The sequence below is a fragment of the Microbacterium sp. STRO-2N genome (genome assembly GCF_057747775.1).
In genome coordinates this window covers 2,015,567-2,031,416 of sequence record NZ_CM173223.1, presented here as the reverse complement: position 1 = coordinate 2,031,416, position 15,850 = coordinate 2,015,567, and the positions used below count along the sequence as shown (strand labels likewise).

Genomic DNA, 15,850 nt, shown 5'->3' with positions numbered 1-15,850 from the left:
GGCCTTCTGCACCGGGTTCTGAACGGATGCCGCGTTACGGCGTCCGCCCGGATACGCTCGCGCGCGACGATGCCGGGATGGCAGACAAAGACGTGTTGGGGCGTGCGGGCGAGGACCGCGCGGCGCGCTACCTCGAGCACCTGGGCTTCACAGTGCTAGCCCGCAACTGGCGATGCCGCGCGGGCGAGATCGACCTGGTCGTGGCCGATGCGGCGTCGGTGGTCGTGGTCGAGGTCAAGACCCGCCGCGACGAGGGATTCGGGCACCCGTTCGAGGCGATCGACGCGCGCAAGCGCGCACGGCTCTGGCGGCTCGCCGTGGCGTGGGCGGCGGAGCACCGCGACCTGATCCAGGGGAGGCGCCTCCGGATCGACGCGGTCGGTCTCACCGGACGCGACCCGGGCACCGCACGGCTCGAGCATCTCGTCGACGTGGAGGTGCCGTGAGCGTCGCGCGCACGTGGGCGGTCGCGCTCGTCGGCGCCGAGGGGGAGTGCGTCGAGGTCGAGGCCGACCTGTCGAACCAGACGCCGGAGTTCCGCATCATCGGATTGCCCGACAAGGCGCTGGCGGAAGCCGTGCAGCGGGTGCACAACGCGTGCGCAAACAGCGCCGCGCCGCTGCCGCGCCGGCGCCTGACCGTGAACCTGTCGCCCGCGAGCCTGCCGAAGCAGGGCTCGGGCTTCGACGTCGGCATCGCGATCGCATCGCTCGCGACGGAGACGGGGATGGATCCCGCGTCGGTCGCGCGGACGGTGCACCTCGGCGAGCTGGGGCTCGACGGGCGGCTGCGCCCGATCCCCGGCATCCTGCCAGCCGTCGTCGCGGCGCGCCGCGCCGGACACCGACGCGTCGTGGTGCCGCACGCCAACGGCCCGGAGGCGGCGCTCGTCGACGGCGTCGAGGTGCTGGCCGCGACCAACCTCGCGCAGGTCATCGCATGGCACGGCGGCGAGGTGGAGGTCCCCGACGACGAGCCCGTCGCCCTGCCCGACGAGGGGGAGCCGCCGGCCGGCGCCCTCGACCTCGCGGACGTCATCGGTCAGCGCGAAGCGGTCGAAGCGCTCATCGTGGCCGCTGCGGGCGGCCATCACCTGCTGATGTGCGGTCCGCCGGGGGCCGGCAAGACGATGCTCGCGCGCCGGCTGCCCGGCATCCTCCCCGCGCTCGACGATCAGGCCGCGCTCGTGAGCGCGTCGATCCGCAGTCTGTCGGGCGCGCGGGTCCTGGAGCTCTCGCGGACGCCGCCCTTCGAGGCGCCCCACCACAGCGCGAGCGTCGCGGCTCTCGTCGGTGGGGGCTCGCGCGTGCTGCGGCCCGGCGCGATCGCGCGCGCCAGCGAGGGCGTCCTGTTCCTCGACGAGGCGGGGGAGTTCCAGGCGAGCGCGCTGGATGCGCTCCGCCAGCCCCTCGAGACCGGATCCATCACCATCCACCGGGCGGGCTCGAGCGCGCAGTACCCGGCGCGGTTCCAGCTCGTGCTCGCCACGAACCCCTGTCCCTGCGGTGATTACGGAATCCGCGGCGGCACATGCACCTGCCCTCCTGCCGCCATCCGGCGCTACCTCGGCCGTCTCTCCGGCCCCCTGCTCGACCGCATGGACATCGAGCTCACGCTGTCACGCGTGTCGGTCGCTCAGCGGGATGCGGCACCGGTCACGACGACGGCCGTGGCTCGCGAACGCGTCGCCGAGGGTCGAGCCCGCGCCGCTCGCAGGCTCGACGGCACGCCGTGGCGCGTGAACGCCGACGTTCCGGGCACATGGCTGCGGGAAGGACCCGCCGCCCCGCCGCCGGTGGCGCGGCGACCCCTCGATGCCGCGCTCCACCGCGGCGCCCTCACGCTGCGCGGCTACGATCGCGTGCTCCGAGTCGCGTGGTCGCTGGCGGACCTCGACGGACGCGGACAGCTCGGCCCGGATCACATCGGACGCGCGCTCTACCTCAAGAAGGGAATCGCCCTGTGACCGCGATCGACCTCTCGCCTCGAGCGGCGCGCACGGCGCTCGGACCGCTGGCGCGGCCATCGGACGACGACCTCGCCGTCGTGGAGCGATTCGCCACTGTCGTGTGGTCGCACCTCGTCGAACCCGGCGACTCCGTCGCCGGTCGCATCGTCGCGGTTCACGGGGCGGCTCACGGCCTGAGCACGTTCCTGGCCGGCGAACGACCGGCCGACCTCACGCCGAAGGAGGTCTCCGACGCCCGGAAGCGCTGGACGCCGCGACTGTCGGCGCAGGCCGTGAGCGACGGCGTGCGGATCGCGGCCGCGCGCGGAGTCTCACTCGTCACCCGTCACGACGCCGACTGGCCCGTCCAGCTCGACGATCTCGGGCCCCACGCGCCGATGTGCCTGTGGGTGCGCGGACGCACCTCTGCGCTCGTCGCGCTCCGGCCGTCCGTCGCACTGGTCGGCGCCCGCGCCGCCACGAGGTACGGCGATCACGTCGCCGTGGAGCTCGCCGCCGATCTCGCGGGCAGCGGCATCCCCATCGTCTCGGGCGGCGCGTACGGCATCGACGGCGCCGCGCACCGGGCCGCGCTCAACGTCGGCGGCCTCACCGTCGCGCTGCTGGCGGGTGGTGCGGACCGCGCGTACCCGGCGGGGCACACGCAGCTGATCGATGACATCGCTCGCGCGGGCGCCGTCGTGAGCGAGGTGCCGTGCGGCTCGGCACCGACCAAATGGCGCTTCCTCCAGCGCAACAGGCTCATCGCCGCGACCACGGACGCGACCGTCGTCGTCGAAGCCGGGTGGCGGAGCGGATCGCTCAACACCGCCGGGCACGCCGCAGCGCTCTCACGAGCGCTGGGCGCTGTCCCGGGGCCTGTGACGTCGGCGGCGTCGGCGGGGTGTCATCGGCTTCTGCGCGAGTGGGGTGCCCAGTGCATCACGAGCGGCCAGGACGTCCGGGAGCTGATCGGCCTGGAGGCGGGAGTCGCCGCCGCCACCGCGAGGCAGGACGGCGCTCCCACGACCGACGACGCGACGCGGGTGCGCGACGCCCTCAGCACCCGTGTGTGGCGGGCTCCGGACGACATCGCACGCCGTGCCGGCATGGCCGTGGACGAGGTCGAGTCGGTCCTGGGGCTCCTCCGTCTGGAAGGCACGGCCGACTCGGCGTCGGGCGAATGGAGGCTGGCGACCACCTCGGTGTGAGCCGACGAGGCGCGGCGTCCAGGTTCGACGGAGAGTCGTGGTGACGCGAGCCCCGTCGCGGCGCATGCTGGAGCGATGAGGATCGACGACGCGGCCGCCGCCTATGCGGGGCACTTGGCCGACGTCCGGCGACTGTCGCCGGCGACAGTGCGCGCCTACCGATCCGACCTGGCCGGGCTTTCGGTCGCATGCGGGGGAGCCGACCTCGAGGAGATCGACCTCGAGCACCTGCGCGACTGGCTGTGGCAGGCCGTGCAGCGCGGCGACAGCCGGGCGACGATCGCACGCCGCACCGCCGCGGTGCGAGGGTTCTTCGCGTGGGCGGTGGAGAGCGGGCTCGTGGCCGCCGACCCGAGCCTGCGCCTGGTCGCGCCCAAGCGCGGCCGCACTCTTCCGCAGGTGGCCACCGCCGACGCGCTCGCCTCCGTGCTGGCCCGGCTGGAGACCGCGGCGGCCGAGGGTGAGCCGATCGCGCTGCGCGACCACGCGATCCTCGAGCTGCTCTACGGCGCGGCCGTCCGCGTGTCGGAGCTCTGCGGTCTCGACCTCGACGACCTCGATCGCGACCGACGCACCGCCCGTGTGACGGGCAAGGGGTCCAAGGAGCGCGTGATTCCCTTCGGAAGTCCGGCGCTGCGGGCGATCGACGCATACCTCGTCCGCGGACGCCCCGTGCTCGCCGCCCGTGCGCCAGGGAACGGCCCGGGGCGCGCGGTCTTCCTCGGTGCGCGCGGTGCCCGCATCGGCACGCGCGCGGTGTACGACCTGGTTTCGCGGGAACTCGGTCCCGAGCTGGGCGGAACCGTCGGACCTCATGCCCTCCGCCACTCGGCGGCGACGCACCTGCTCGACGGCGGCGCAGACCTTCGCGCCGTGCAGGAGATCCTCGGTCACGCGAGCCTCGGTACGACGCAGATCTACACGCACATCTCGAGCGAGAGACTTGCGGCCGCCTACCGCCTCGCGCATCCCCGGGCGTGAGACGACTCAGCAGCAGGGGAGCAGGATCGCGCGGGGGACGCCGCCCAGGAGCAGCATCGGGTTGACGTACTCGCCATCCAGCCGAACGCCGAAATGCAGCGCTCCGGGCACGGCATGCCCGCCCCGTGCGACGGTCCCGACGGTCGCACCCCTCTCGACGGCCTCGCCCGCGATCAGCGGGGACTCGATCGGCTCGAGAGTCGTCACGAGCCCGCCGCCGTGATCGATGGTGAGGATGCCGCGCCCTGCGACCTGCCCCGAGAAGGCGACGATCCCCGCGGCCGGCGCCCTCACGTCCGCCGACGCGAGAGTCCGCACGTCGATGCCGCGGTGGCCGGGACCGTATTCGTGCGCGGGAGCCACGAACGGACGCTCGATCCGGAACTCGCGCACCGGCCAGACCCACCCCATGCCGGCGAGGTCCGGCTGCGCGACGGCGGGGATCGGCACACCGCCGGCGTACGCCGGGACGCCTGGCAGCAGGAGGGATGCCGCGAGCATCGCGCCGAAGGCCGTCGCTCGTCGCCGACGCCGCCGTCGAGCCGCGTGCGCGTATGTCATCCTCCGAGGTTCGTCCAGCCCCGCGCGCGCGGACGGCGCCGCCCGTGGATCCGTGGACAACCCCGCTCCGCGAGGCGCGGGGGAGGAGGCGCGGCTGATACACTGGACCCTGCACCCCGCTGGTCGGGGTGACTCCGCGTGCCCATAGCGCTGCAGTCGCAGCGCGGCATCCACTCCCATCGGTCCTCTCGTCCGGCTTCGCACGAGAGGCGGGCGTGCGCCGGGCACCAGGCTCGCCGGCAACCCGCCGGCAGGAACAACCGGAACAGGCGCGCACGCGCCGGAACAGGAGAACGGCCATGGCCGTCGTCACCATTCGCCAGCTGCTCGACAGCGGCGTCCACTTCGGACACCAGACCCGTCGGTGGAACCCGAAGGTCAAGCGCTTCATCCTCACGGAGCGCAGCGGCATCCACATCATCGACCTGCAGCAGTCGCTGACGTACATCGACAAGGCGTACGAGTTCGTCAAGGAGACCGTCGCGCACGGCGGCACCGTCCTCTTCGTCGGCACCAAGAAGCAGGCCCAGGAAGTCATCGCCGAGCAGGCGACGCGCGTCGGCCAGCCCTACGTCAACCAGCGCTGGCTCGGCGGCCTGCTCACTAACTTCTCGACGGTGTCCAAGCGCCTCGCGCGCATGAAGGAGCTCGAGGAGCTCAACTTCGACGACCCGGCGGCGAGCGGCTTCACCAAGAAGGAGCTCCTGCTCAAGAAGCGCGAGCTCGACAAGCTCCACAAGTCGCTCGGCGGCATCCGCAACCTCCAGAAGACGCCGTCGGCGATCTGGGTGGTCGACGCCAAGCGCGAGCACCTCGCGATCGACGAGGCCTCGAAGCTCGGCATCCCGGTGATCGGCATCCTCGACACCAACGCCGACCCCGACGAGTTCCAGTACCCGATCCCCGGCAACGACGACGCGATCCGCTCGGTGAGCCTGCTCACCCGCATCATCGCCGACGCCGCCGCCGAGGGCCTCATCCAGCGTCACCAGCCGACCGACGAGGCCGCCGACGCCGAGCCCCTGGCCGACTGGGAGCGTGAGCTGCTCGAGCAGGGCGCCGCGACCACCGGTGACGCCGCGGTCTCGCAGGCCGCCACCGCGACCGAGGCCGACGCCGCCGGTGCCGCCGCGCACGACGAGGCGATCGCCGACGCCGCGGGCGAGACGGCGACCGCGGTCGCCGAGGCCGAGGCCGAGGCTTCCGCCGTCGACGCAGAGGCCGCGGCGGACGCCGCTGAGGTCGCCGTCGCCGACGAGGGCGTCACCGACGCCGCCGAGGCGTCGGACGCCGACAAGTAATCGGGTCTCCTCCACAGCAACGCCTCGACGGGGTCGCGACGCGGCCCCGTCGAGGCATCCCAGAACTCATCACAATCAAGGAGCCGCCACTCATGGCAAACTTCACGATCGCCGACATCAAGACACTGCGTGAGCAGCTCGGCACGGGCATGGTCGACACGAAGAAGGCGCTCGAGGAGGCCGACGGCGACCTCGAGAAGGCCGTCGAGATCCTGCGCCTGAAGGGCGCGAAGGGCAACGCCAAGCGCGCCGACCGCTCCACGAGCGAGGGCCTGGTCGCCGCCAAGGAGCACGACGGCAAGGTCACGCTCATCGAGCTGAACACCGAGACCGACTTCGTCGCCAAGAACGAGCGCTTCATCGCCCTGGCCGACAAGGTGCTCGACGCGGCCGCCGCGGCCGGCGCGGACTCCGCCGAGGCTGCGCTCGCCGCGCCCGCAGGCGACCAGACGGTCGCCGAGCTCATCTCGGACGAGGCCGCGATCATCGGCGAGAAGGTCGAGCTCCGTCGCGTGCGCACACTCTCGGGCGACAGCTTCGAGATCTACCTGCACAAGACCAGCAAGGACCTGCCGCCGCAGGTCGGCGTCGTCCTCGCCTACTCGGGCGACGACGCCGAGACGGCCCGCAGCCTCGCGCAGCACATCTCGTTCGCCAACCCGACCTACCTCTCGCGCGACGAGGTCCCCGAGGCCGAGGTCGAGAAGGAGCGCGAGATCGTCACCGAGATCTCGCGCAACGAGGGCAAGCCGGAGGCTGCACTCCCCAAGATCGTCGAGGGCCGCGTCAACGCGTTCTTCAAGCAGGTGGCCCTGCTCGACCAGGACTACGCCAAGGACAACAAGCTGTCCGTCGCGCAGGTCGCCAAGGACGCGGGCCTGACCCTGACGGGCTTCGCCCGCTTCAAGGTCGGCGCGTAACACCACGGGAAGGCCCGCACCACTCACGGTGCGGGCCTTTTCTCATGCCCTTCGGTAGTTTGTCGTCAACGAGAGGATCGTCGTGATCAATGAGAACACCGGACGCCGCCGCGTCCTCCTGAAGCTGTCGGGCGAGGCGTTCGGCGGGGGACAGCTGGGGGTCAACCCCGATGTGGTCGGCCAGATCGCGCGCGAGATCGCGGCCGCAGTCGACCGGGTGGAGATCGCGGTGGTGGTCGGCGGGGGCAACTTCTTCCGCGGCGCCGAGCTGAGCCAGCGCGGCATGGACCGCGGACGCGCGGACTACATGGGCATGCTGGGCACCGTCATGAACGCGCTCGCCCTGCAGGACTTCCTCGAACAGGCCGGAGCCGCGACCCGCGTGCAGTCGGCGATCTCGATGACCCAGGTCGCGGAGCCGTACATCCCGCGGCGTGCCGAGCGTCACATGGAGAAGGGCCGCGTCGTCATCTTCGGCGCGGGCGCCGGCCTGCCCTATTTCTCGACCGACACGGTGGCCGCGCAGCGCGCCCTCGAGATCGACGCGCAGGAGGTCCTGGTCGCCAAGAACGGCGTCGACGGGGTGTACACGGCGGATCCGAAGAAGGATGCCTCGGCCACCCGCATCGATCGCATCACGTACCTCGACGCGCTGCAGCGCGGTCTCAAGGTGGTCGACTCGACGGCGTTCAGCCTGTGCATGGACAACAGGATGGACATGCGGGTGTTCGGCATGGAGCCGGCAGGCAATGTGACCAGAGCCCTCCTCGGCGAATCCATCGGCACGCTCGTCACAGCCTGAGGGCATCGCCCCCAGTAGACTTGCCACGCCCATCTACGCGAAGGAGACACTGTGATCGCGGACGTCTTGGCCGATGCCGGAGCGCGCATGGACCGCGCCGTCGAGGCTGCGAAGGAGGACTTCGCGACCGTGCGCACCGGGCGGGCGAACCCGCAGCTGTTCCAGAAGATCCTCGTCGACTACTACGGCACCCCGACGCCGCTCGCGCAGCTCGCGTCGATCAACAACCCCGAGGCTCGCACGCTCATCGTCACGCCGTATGACAAGTCGGCGCTGAAGGCGATCGAACAGGCGATCCGCGACCTGCCGAACCTCGGCGCGAACCCGACGAACGACGGCAGCATCGTCCGCGTGACGATGCCCGAGCTCACCGAGGAGCGTCGCAAGGAGTACGTCAAGCTGGTGCGCGGCAAGGGCGAGGACGCGAAGGTGCACGTGCGCGGCATCCGTCGCAAGTCCAAGGACGACATCGACGCGCTCAAGGGCGAGGTCGGGGAGGACGAGCTCGCCCGCGCCGAGAAGGAGCTCGAGGCTCTCACGCGCGCGCACGTCGACGCCATCGACGAGGCGCTCAAGCGCAAAGAGGCCGAGCTCCTCGAGGTCTGAGGTCAGGCGATGACCGACGACGCATCCGGCGGACCGGGGCCCGACGGCGAGGACGGAGGCGTGCCGTCGTCGCGCCGCAGCGCCCACCGTCGCGACTGGGAACCGGTGGATTCCTCGCCGGCCTTCCAATCGCACCTGCGCGCCGCGCGGAGCGAGTTCGAGAATCAGGTCGCCCACGCGCGTGCCGAGTTCGACGAGGCGAACGAGCGCATCAAGGCGCGCACCGGCCGCAACCTCATCCTCGCGATCCTGATCGCCCTTGCGATCGGCGCGGTGCTGGTGGGATCGCTCATCTTCGTGAAGTGGGCGTTCCTCGTGTTCGCCCTCGCGGCCGTGCTGCTCGCGGTCTTCGAGTTCGCGCGCGCCCTCGCGACGGCGGGCCGCAGGGTCGACGTCGTCCCGCAGCTGGTGGCCGGGGCGATCGTCCTGGTGGCCGCGTACTTCGTGACCACGTGGATGCTGTGGGTCGTGCTCTTCGTCGCGCTGGCGATCGTCGTGGTCTGGCGCCTGGTCGCGCAGATGGCCTCGGGCGATGGCCGCACGTACGGTCTCGTGCTCGGCGATGTGCTGATCGCGGCCTTCCTCCAGCTCTACGTCGTCTTCCTGGCGAGCCTGTGCATCGTCCTGCTCAGCCGAGACGGCGGCGAGTGGTGGGTGCTCGCATTCATCATCGTCGCGGTCGCCGTCGACACGGGCGCCTATGTCGCCGGGATCAGCTTCGGCCGACATCGGATGGCTCCGCGCATCAGCCCGAACAAGACGTGGGAGGGGTTCGCGGGCGCCGCGATCGCCGCCGTGCTCGCCGGAGTCCTCGTGGGGATGTTCATGCTCGGGCTCGACTGGTGGATGGGCGGGGTGCTCGGCATCGGGATCCTCGCCACGGCCACGGCCGGAGACCTGGGAGAATCGATGATCAAGCGCGATCTCGGCATCAAGGACATGAGCTCGTGGCTGCCCGGCCACGGCGGTGTGCTGGACCGGCTCGACTCGATCCTGCCGTCCACCGTCGCAGCGCTGACCTTCTACTACCTCTTCACACCCTTGGTGGCATCATGACGGCATCCGAAGCCGCACCCCGTGCATCCTTCCCTGAGACGCGCGGTCGCGAGAAGGGCTACGACAAGGCGGCGGTCGACGACCTGCTCGCCCGCGCCCGTACCGCGTTCGAGACCGGCGACTCGGCGATGACGTCGGCCGACATCCGTCAGGCCGCGTTCCCGCTCGTCAAGCACGGCTATTCGATCGCGTCGGTCGACGCCGCGCTCGGACGCATCGAAGACGCCTTCGCGGCGCGTGAGCGCAGCACGGCGGTGGCGCAGGTCGGTGTGCAGGCCTGGGTGGGGCATACCCGCGAGATGGCGCAGGAGGTGCTCGACCGGCTCTCACGGCCGCGCAAGCAGCGGTTCGACCGTGTGTCGGCGCTGCGCTACGGGTACCGGGTCGACGAGGTCGACCTGGTGTCCGACAAGGTGTCGCGCTACCTCGAGACCGGTGACGCGCTCACCGTCGAACAGGTGCGTGCGGTCGCGTTCCGCATGCAGCGCGGCGGCTACCGCGAGGCGCAGGTGGATGCGGTGCTGGACGCCGTCGTGGAGATCATGCTCGCCGTCAAGTGACGGGCACTGGGCTGTCGGATGGAAGCGACGCGGGGGCATGGCTAGAATCGGGGCACTGTGACTTCCGGAACCGAGCTGACCCCGACACGGCGTTCGCGCCGTCAGGACGTGTCGACTCGACCGGCACCCGGCAGCTCTCCGGCCCGTACCGCCACGGCTGTTCGTCCCGCTCAGCGCGCGCCGCGCTGGTCGCGGCGGCGCGGAGTGATGGGGGTCTTCGCGGCGTTCGCCGCGGTCGGCTTCGCAGCGGCCTACATCGGGCCGGCCGGGCTCGCGATGACGCAGGCGAGCGCCGACGAACCCGTGGCCGTCTCGTTGTACGCCAGTTCGCTCGGCGACGTGCAGTCGATCGCCGGCGACCCTGCCGCCGGTCCCGTCGAGGCTGACGATCTGGGGCGCGGCAGCTATTCGGTGTTCGTCAAGCCGAAGCCCACGCCCACCGTGCAACCCGAGGCGACGGGTTCCAAGAGCGGGGGTTGGCGTCCGCCGTTCGTGACGCCGGATCCGGGGTCCGCCCAGGCGATCGCGTACGACATGGTGCTCGCTCGCGGCTGGGGCGACGACCAGTTCGCGTGCCTCGTGGCGCTGTGGAACAAGGAGTCCGGCTGGCGTGTGAACGCGTACAACGCGTCGAGCGGTGCGTACGGCATCCCGCAGTCGCTCCCGGGGTCGAAGATGGCCACGGCCGGCGCCGACTGGGAGACCAATCCCGCGACCCAGATCACGTGGGGCCTCGGCTACATCGGGGGTCGCTACGGCACGCCGTGCGGTGCCTGGGATCACTCGCAGCGAGTCGGCTGGTACTGAGCCATGCCGCGGTCCCACCGCCGCCGTCCTGATCCACGCGGCGACGACTCGTTCGAGCGCCTCCTGGCGGGCTGGAAGCGCACCGAGGTGCGCCGGGGCGTCGCGTGGACGGTGCAGCCGGTGTCGGGAGCCCAGGCCGTGAAGAGCTACGTCTGCCCCGGGTGCGGCAACCAGATCGAGGCCGGCGTCGCGCACCTCGTGGCGTGGCGAGCGGACGGCGTGCTCGGAGATGCCGCCGACCTGGCCGCCCGCCGCCATTGGCATGAGCACTGCTGGAAGGTGGCCTGACATGGAGATCCGCGGACCGATGCTGCTGCCGGCGCGCCGGGAGGACGTGGAGCTCTCGACGCTCGACGGGCTGACGCTGGTGGGCGAGCTGGCCCTGCCCGAGACGCGAGACCCGGTGGCGACGCTGGTCACGCTGCATCCGCTCCCCACCGCCGGCGGCTTCATGGACTCGCACATCATCCGCAAGGCGGCAGGCCGGCTGCCGGCGCTGGCAGACCTCGCCGTGCTTCGTTTCAACACCCGGGGGACGACATCACCCCGGGGGACCAGTGAGGGCGCGTTCGACGGAGGGCGTGCGGAGGCGTTCGACGTCGCAGCCGCGATGGATCTCGTGCGGGAACGCGGCCTGCCGCGCCCGTGGCTCGTCGGCTGGTCGTTCGGCACCGAGCTCGCGCTGAAGTACGGGCGCGATCATCCTGTCGAGGGAGCCGTGCTGCTGTCACCGCCGCTGCATCGCGCGACCGAAGCCGAGGTCGCGGCGTGGGCAGGGGACCCTCGTCGCCTGATCGTGCTGGTGCCGGAGTTCGACGACTACCTGCGACCGGATGCCGCGGCCGAGCGCTTCGCGAGCGTGCCGGAGGCCGTGCTCATTCCGGTCGAGGGTGGCAAGCACCTCTGGGTGGGCGAGAACCAGACGCGCCGCGTCCTCACCGAGATCGTCGCGGCCGTCAACCCCGACGCGCTGCCGCTGGCGACCGAGTGGGAAGGTCCCGTGGTCGCCGAGGCGTGACCTATCTCTCGTTCTGCCGCGGGATGACGACCTGGCGGTAGATGATGAGGATGCTCGCGGCCACCGGGATCGCGACGAGCGCGCCCAGCAGCCCGAGCAGCGAGCCGCCCGCGAGCGCCGCGATCACGACCACGGCGCCGGGCACCGATACGGCGCGCCCCATGATGCGGGGCGAGATGATGTACGCCTCGATCTGCATGTAGATCAGGTAGTAGATGGCGGCGATGAGGGCCGTCGTGGGGGAGCCGAGCCCCGGGATGAGGCACGTCAGCACGATGATCGTCGATCCGGTGAGGGTACCCACGAGCGGGATGAGCGAGAAGAAGAACGCGATCACCGCGAGCACCGCGGGGAACGGCGCGTCGATGATGGAGAGGAAGATCGCGCTCAGCACGCCGTTGATGACGCCGAGGCTGACCTGCCCGATGACGTAGTACCCGACCGAGTCGGTGATCTGCTCGCCGAGGTCCATGAAGCGCGCGCGCTTGGACGCGGGGACGAGCTGGTACACCGCGCGCTTGAGGCTCGGCGTCGAGGCCGTGAAGTAGATCGTGAGGATCAGCACGATGAACGCGCCCGCGAATCCGGCGACGATGGCGCCGATGATGGCGATGATGCTGCCGCCGATCTCGCCGCCGATCTGGCCGACGTCGAGCGAGTTGTACCAGTCCTCGATGTACGTCCACGCCTGGTCGACGTTCAGCGCGGGGAAGACGGTGTGGAGCCACGCCTGGATGTCGCCGACGGGGTCGGCGAACATCCCGTCGTCGTACAGCTCCTGGATCGCCGCGACGAGCTGCCCGATCTGCTGCACGATGATCGGCACGATCATCAGCACGATGCCGGCGAAGGCCGCGAGCACGGCGAGGATCGTCACCAGCACGGCCGCCCAGCGGGGAAGCTTGCGACGCTCGAGCCACGCCACGATCGGATCGAGGCCGAGCGAGAGGAAGAGTGCGGTGCCGACGTAGAGCAGGATCGTCTGCAGGTTCTGGATGCTGCCGATGAGGAGAAGGCCCAGACCCACGCCCAGGGTTGCCAGCAGAGCCGTGCGGAACGGATTGTGCAGCTTCACGACATCCCTCTCCCACCGGCGCGCTGCCGGTGTGTGCGTGCTCCGTCAGAATAGTCATGATCGGCGTTCAGCCCCGGGAATGGTCCCTCCCGGGCCCCTTTCAGGTCGTGTTCGCTAGTCTGAAATGTCGAATCGAAGGGCGCGTGCTGCCTGCACGCCCCGGGAAAGGTGAAATTCGTGCGTTTCGTGTGGGCCGTGGCGGCATTCGTGCTGGCCACCGTGATGATCGGTGCGGGCTTGGCCCAGCGGACGATCTTCCAGGGACCCAAGACCGAGACCGCCGCGATCTCCGTCGAGGAAGAGGCACCGTTCCTCCTCATCGACGGCGCGGTGCTCAATCAGCTCCCCGGCACCCAGACCCTGCGTGCGCAGGGCGAGGGTGAGATCTTCGCGTCGTACGGCCGTACCGCCGACATGCAGGCGTGGCTCGCGGACTCCGAGTACAACCACGTGACGCTGGACGGGAGCACCGTCGAGACGACACTGGTCGAGCCCGAGGTCGCGGACCCCGTCGAGGGCGAGGTCGCTCCCGATGGCAGCGTCGTGGCGCCGACCGAAGGTGTGACGGATGCCGCACCCGAGGCGGGCGCCGATCCCCTGGCCGAGCCCGGTCGCAGCCCCGTGGGCTCCGACCTGTGGCTCGACGAGTTCCAGCAGAGCGACATCCTCATCGCACCCCTCCAGCTTCCCGACGAGATGAGCGTGCTCGTGGCGGCTGACGGGACGGCGCCCGCCCCCGAGACCGTCAGCGTGACGTGGCCGCTGCAGACGTCGACGCCGTGGGCCGGCCCGCTGGTCGTCGGCGGCGGCATCCTGATGGCCGTGGGCGTGTTCCTGTACATCCTCGGCATCCGTCATGCTCGGCGCTCGCGCGGTCCCCGTCGCAAGGGCCTGCCGGTGCCTGTGACCGAGCCCATCGACATCGCGATCGACGATCCCGGCAAGGGGGTCATCAGCTCCGGTGCACCGACGCGCCGTGCCGTGACCACCGGGCGCCGCGCGTTCGCGGTGGTGCCCGCGGTCGCCGTGTCGGCGCTGCTGTTCGCCGGGTGCTCCGCCGACGCCTGGCCACAGCTCGGCTCGACGCCGACTCCGACGCCGACCGAGACCGTCATCGCTCCGGAGGGGCAGCACGCACCCGCCGTGACGAAGGCTCAGGCAGAGCGCATCCTGTCCCGCATCGCCGAGACGGTCGCCCAGGCTGACGCCGCGCTCGACGGCGACCTGGCCGAGACGCGACTCGAGGGCGCTGCGCTGGCGGCGCGCGACACGAACTACAAGCTGCGTGCGGCGATCGCCGATTACCAGGTGCCGGCGCCGATCGTGGCGAAGCCGCTCGAGATCATCCTCCCCGAAGCGCGGGACGGCTGGCCGAGGTCGGTCATCGCGGTCGCCGACGACGACGCGTCGAAGACGTCGAGCATCATGGTGATGACCCAGCACGATGTCTGGTCGGACTACAAGCTGTCGTACATCGGGAGCCTCGAGGCGTCCACGTCGCTGCCGGCGCTCGCGCCGGCCTACATCGGCGCACCGCAGGTCGAGCCGGACTCGCCGTTCCTCCTGCTGCCGCCCGACCAGGTCGCGGCAGCCTACAGCGACGTCATCAACAACGGCGACCAGAGCGAGTTCGCCGCGCTGTTCGACGCCGAGACCGATCAACTGCGTGCGAGCATCGTCGCCGACCGCCAGCGACGGCTCGATGACTTCAATGTGACGGGTGCCACGACGGGCAGCCTCGAGTTCTCCTCGACTCCGGGAACGGAACCGCCCTTCGCTTTGCAGACGGTCGAGAGCGGCGCGATCGTCGCGGTGAACATCCACGAGCTCGACACCGTCAAGCCGACCAACCCCGACGCCGTCATCAAGCTCGATAAGAGCCCCACCGTGAAGACGCTGTCCGGGGCCGACCAGTCGGCGACCGGCTTCGTCACGACCTTCAGCGACCAGGTGTTCTTCTACGTCCCCGGCCCGGGGTCGAGCGAGAAGATCCGGTTGCTCGCCTACTCCTCCGACATCCTCGACGCGAAGGTGATCAAGTGAGCGATCCGACTCTCGGTGCCGCCCTGCGCGGCGCGGTCGATCTGTCCACGCTGCGCAATCGTCCGGCCGCCCCTGCGCCCGGGACGGAGGCGCCGGATGCCGGTTCCGGCGTCGCCGTGCCGTCCCTCGTGATGGACGTGACCGACGAGACGTTCGCGCAGGTGCTCGAGCTGTCGCGCACCGTTCCTGTGGTCGTCGACCTGTGGGCCGAGTGGTGCGGACCGTGCAAGCAGCTCAGCCCGGTGCTGGAGCGCGTGGTGACCGAGCTCGGCGGACGCCTCGTGCTCGCCAAGGTCGATGTCGACGCCAACCCGCAGCTGTCGCAGGCCTTCCGCGCCCAGTCGATCCCGATGGTGGTGGCGCTCGTCGGCGGCCAGCCGGTGCCGCTGTTCACCGGCGCGGTCCCCGAACAGCAGGTGCGCGAGGTCTTCGCCCAGCTGCTGCAGCTGGCGGCGCAGAACGGCGTGACCGGCTCAGCCGCGGTAGACGGGGAGGCCGCACCCGAGCCCCCGGCCGAGCCGCCCCTGCCGCCGCTGCACGCGGAGGCCTTCGAGGCGATCGAGTCCGGCGATTACGCACGCGCGATCGCGGCGTACGAGAAGGCTCTCGCCGAGAACCCGCGCGATGCCGAGGCCAAGGCCGGCCTCGGGCAGGTCCGCCTGCTCGACCGCGTGCAAGGCGTGGATCTGCAGGAGGCCCGCGCGGCGGCTGCGGCCGCGCCCTCGGATGTCGCTGCTCAGTTCACGGTGGCGGACCTGGACCTCGCCGGCGGTCATGTCGAAGACGCGTTCGGGCGCCTGCTCGATCTGTTCGCCCAGCTTCCGACGGACGAGCGCGCGCCGGTGCGCGAGCGGCTGCTCGAGCTCTTCGCGCTCGTGGGCGACGCCGATCCGCGTGTCATCGCGGCGCGCGGTCGTCTCGCTTCGCTGCTGTTCTGACGCGGCTCCGCTGAGGCGCGTCC

Annotated in this window: 17 protein-coding genes; 15 read left to right on the top strand and 2 right to left on the bottom strand. The window is 71.0% G+C overall.

Going from position 1 to position 15,850, the window contains the following annotated elements; translation table 11 throughout:
- The first annotated feature begins 77 nt into the window (after window positions 1-77).
- The 4 genes from AC3ANN_RS09485 (at window position 78) to AC3ANN_RS09470 (ending at window position 4,140) form a co-directional block, all read left to right on the top strand.
- Entirely contained in the window at window positions 78-446 is a 369-nt protein-coding gene (locus AC3ANN_RS09485) for a YraN family protein (RefSeq protein ID WP_488340722.1), read from the top strand.
- Window positions 443-1,966, top strand: coding sequence for a YifB family Mg chelatase-like AAA ATPase (locus AC3ANN_RS09480; RefSeq protein WP_488340721.1), 1,524 nt, complete (start codon window positions 443-445; stop codon window positions 1,964-1,966). Before AC3ANN_RS09485 ends, AC3ANN_RS09480 begins: the two co-directional genes overlap by 4 nt.
- Window positions 1,963-3,159 carry a DNA-processing protein DprA gene (gene dprA / locus AC3ANN_RS09475; RefSeq protein WP_488340720.1) on the top strand — a complete coding sequence of 399 codons (1,197 nt, stop codon included), beginning with the start codon at window positions 1,963-1,965 and terminating at the stop codon, window positions 3,157-3,159. The genes AC3ANN_RS09480 and dprA overlap by 4 nt, the downstream gene beginning before the upstream one ends.
- A 75-nt stretch (window positions 3,160-3,234) precedes the next feature.
- Window positions 3,235-4,140, top strand: a complete 906-nt coding sequence (locus AC3ANN_RS09470; RefSeq protein ID WP_488340719.1) for a tyrosine recombinase XerC — start codon at window positions 3,235-3,237, stop codon at window positions 4,138-4,140.
- Window positions 4,141-4,146: 6 nt separating this feature from the next.
- Here AC3ANN_RS09470 and AC3ANN_RS09465 read toward each other — a convergent pair whose 3' ends face one another.
- On the bottom strand, window positions 4,147-4,701 hold the full coding sequence (locus AC3ANN_RS09465) for a murein hydrolase activator EnvC family protein (RefSeq protein WP_488340718.1): 555 nt from the start codon (window positions 4,699-4,701) through the stop codon (window positions 4,147-4,149).
- A gap of 299 nt (window positions 4,702-5,000) precedes the next feature.
- Here AC3ANN_RS09465 and rpsB point away from each other — a divergent pair, with 299 nt between their 5' ends.
- The 9 genes from rpsB (at window position 5,001) to AC3ANN_RS09420 (ending at window position 11,771) form a co-directional block, all read left to right on the top strand.
- Window positions 5,001-6,002, top strand: a complete 1,002-nt coding sequence (gene rpsB, locus AC3ANN_RS09460; protein WP_488340717.1) for a 30S ribosomal protein S2 — start codon at window positions 5,001-5,003, stop codon at window positions 6,000-6,002.
- Window positions 6,003-6,094: 92 nt separating this feature from the next.
- Window positions 6,095-6,922, top strand: a complete 828-nt coding sequence (tsf, locus tag AC3ANN_RS09455; protein ID WP_488340716.1) for a translation elongation factor Ts — start codon at window positions 6,095-6,097, stop codon at window positions 6,920-6,922.
- An 82-nt stretch (window positions 6,923-7,004) separates the two neighbouring features.
- Complete coding sequence (gene pyrH, locus AC3ANN_RS09450) at window positions 7,005-7,724, top strand: UMP kinase (protein ID WP_488340715.1); 720 nt, start codon at window positions 7,005-7,007, stop codon at window positions 7,722-7,724.
- A gap of 51 nt (window positions 7,725-7,775) precedes the next feature.
- On the top strand, window positions 7,776-8,330 hold the full coding sequence (gene frr, locus AC3ANN_RS09445) for a ribosome recycling factor (protein ID WP_488340714.1): 555 nt from the start codon (window positions 7,776-7,778) through the stop codon (window positions 8,328-8,330).
- Between the two features lie 9 nt (window positions 8,331-8,339).
- Window positions 8,340-9,386 (top strand): phosphatidate cytidylyltransferase, encoded by a 1,047-nt coding sequence (locus tag AC3ANN_RS09440; protein WP_488340713.1) that lies wholly within the window; start codon window positions 8,340-8,342, stop codon window positions 9,384-9,386.
- Window positions 9,383-9,946, top strand: coding sequence for a DivIVA domain-containing protein (locus AC3ANN_RS09435; RefSeq protein ID WP_488340712.1), 564 nt, complete (start codon window positions 9,383-9,385; stop codon window positions 9,944-9,946). The genes AC3ANN_RS09440 and AC3ANN_RS09435 overlap by 4 nt, the downstream gene beginning before the upstream one ends.
- 57 nt (window positions 9,947-10,003) lie before the next feature.
- On the top strand, window positions 10,004-10,753 hold the full coding sequence (locus AC3ANN_RS09430) for an aggregation-promoting factor C-terminal-like domain-containing protein (protein WP_488340711.1): 750 nt from the start codon (window positions 10,004-10,006) through the stop codon (window positions 10,751-10,753).
- 3 nt (window positions 10,754-10,756) lie between these two features.
- Window positions 10,757-11,041, top strand: a complete 285-nt coding sequence (locus AC3ANN_RS09425; protein ID WP_488340710.1) for a hypothetical protein — start codon at window positions 10,757-10,759, stop codon at window positions 11,039-11,041.
- A 1-nt stretch (window position 11,042) separates the two neighbouring features.
- The gene (locus tag AC3ANN_RS09420) at window positions 11,043-11,771 is read left to right on the top strand and encodes an alpha/beta hydrolase (protein WP_488340709.1); all 729 of its coding nucleotides are present in this window, start codon (window positions 11,043-11,045) and stop codon (window positions 11,769-11,771) included.
- Window position 11,772: 1 nt separating this feature from the next.
- Here AC3ANN_RS09420 and AC3ANN_RS09415 read toward each other — a convergent pair whose 3' ends face one another.
- The gene (locus tag AC3ANN_RS09415) at window positions 11,773-12,846 is read right to left on the bottom strand and encodes an AI-2E family transporter (RefSeq protein WP_488340708.1); all 1,074 of its coding nucleotides are present in this window, start codon (window positions 12,844-12,846) and stop codon (window positions 11,773-11,775) included.
- A 177-nt stretch (window positions 12,847-13,023) separates the two neighbouring features.
- On the opposite strand from AC3ANN_RS09415, the gene AC3ANN_RS09410 reads away from it, so the two are divergent.
- Both AC3ANN_RS09410 and AC3ANN_RS09405 read left to right on the top strand, forming a co-directional pair.
- A complete protein-coding gene (locus AC3ANN_RS09410) occupies window positions 13,024-14,889 on the top strand; it encodes a DUF8094 domain-containing protein (protein WP_488340707.1) in 1,866 nt (621 codons plus the stop codon).
- Complete coding sequence (locus tag AC3ANN_RS09405) at window positions 14,886-15,827, top strand: tetratricopeptide repeat protein (protein WP_488340706.1); 942 nt, start codon at window positions 14,886-14,888, stop codon at window positions 15,825-15,827. Before AC3ANN_RS09410 ends, AC3ANN_RS09405 begins: the two co-directional genes overlap by 4 nt.
- The last annotated feature ends 23 nt before the right edge of the window (window positions 15,828-15,850 follow it).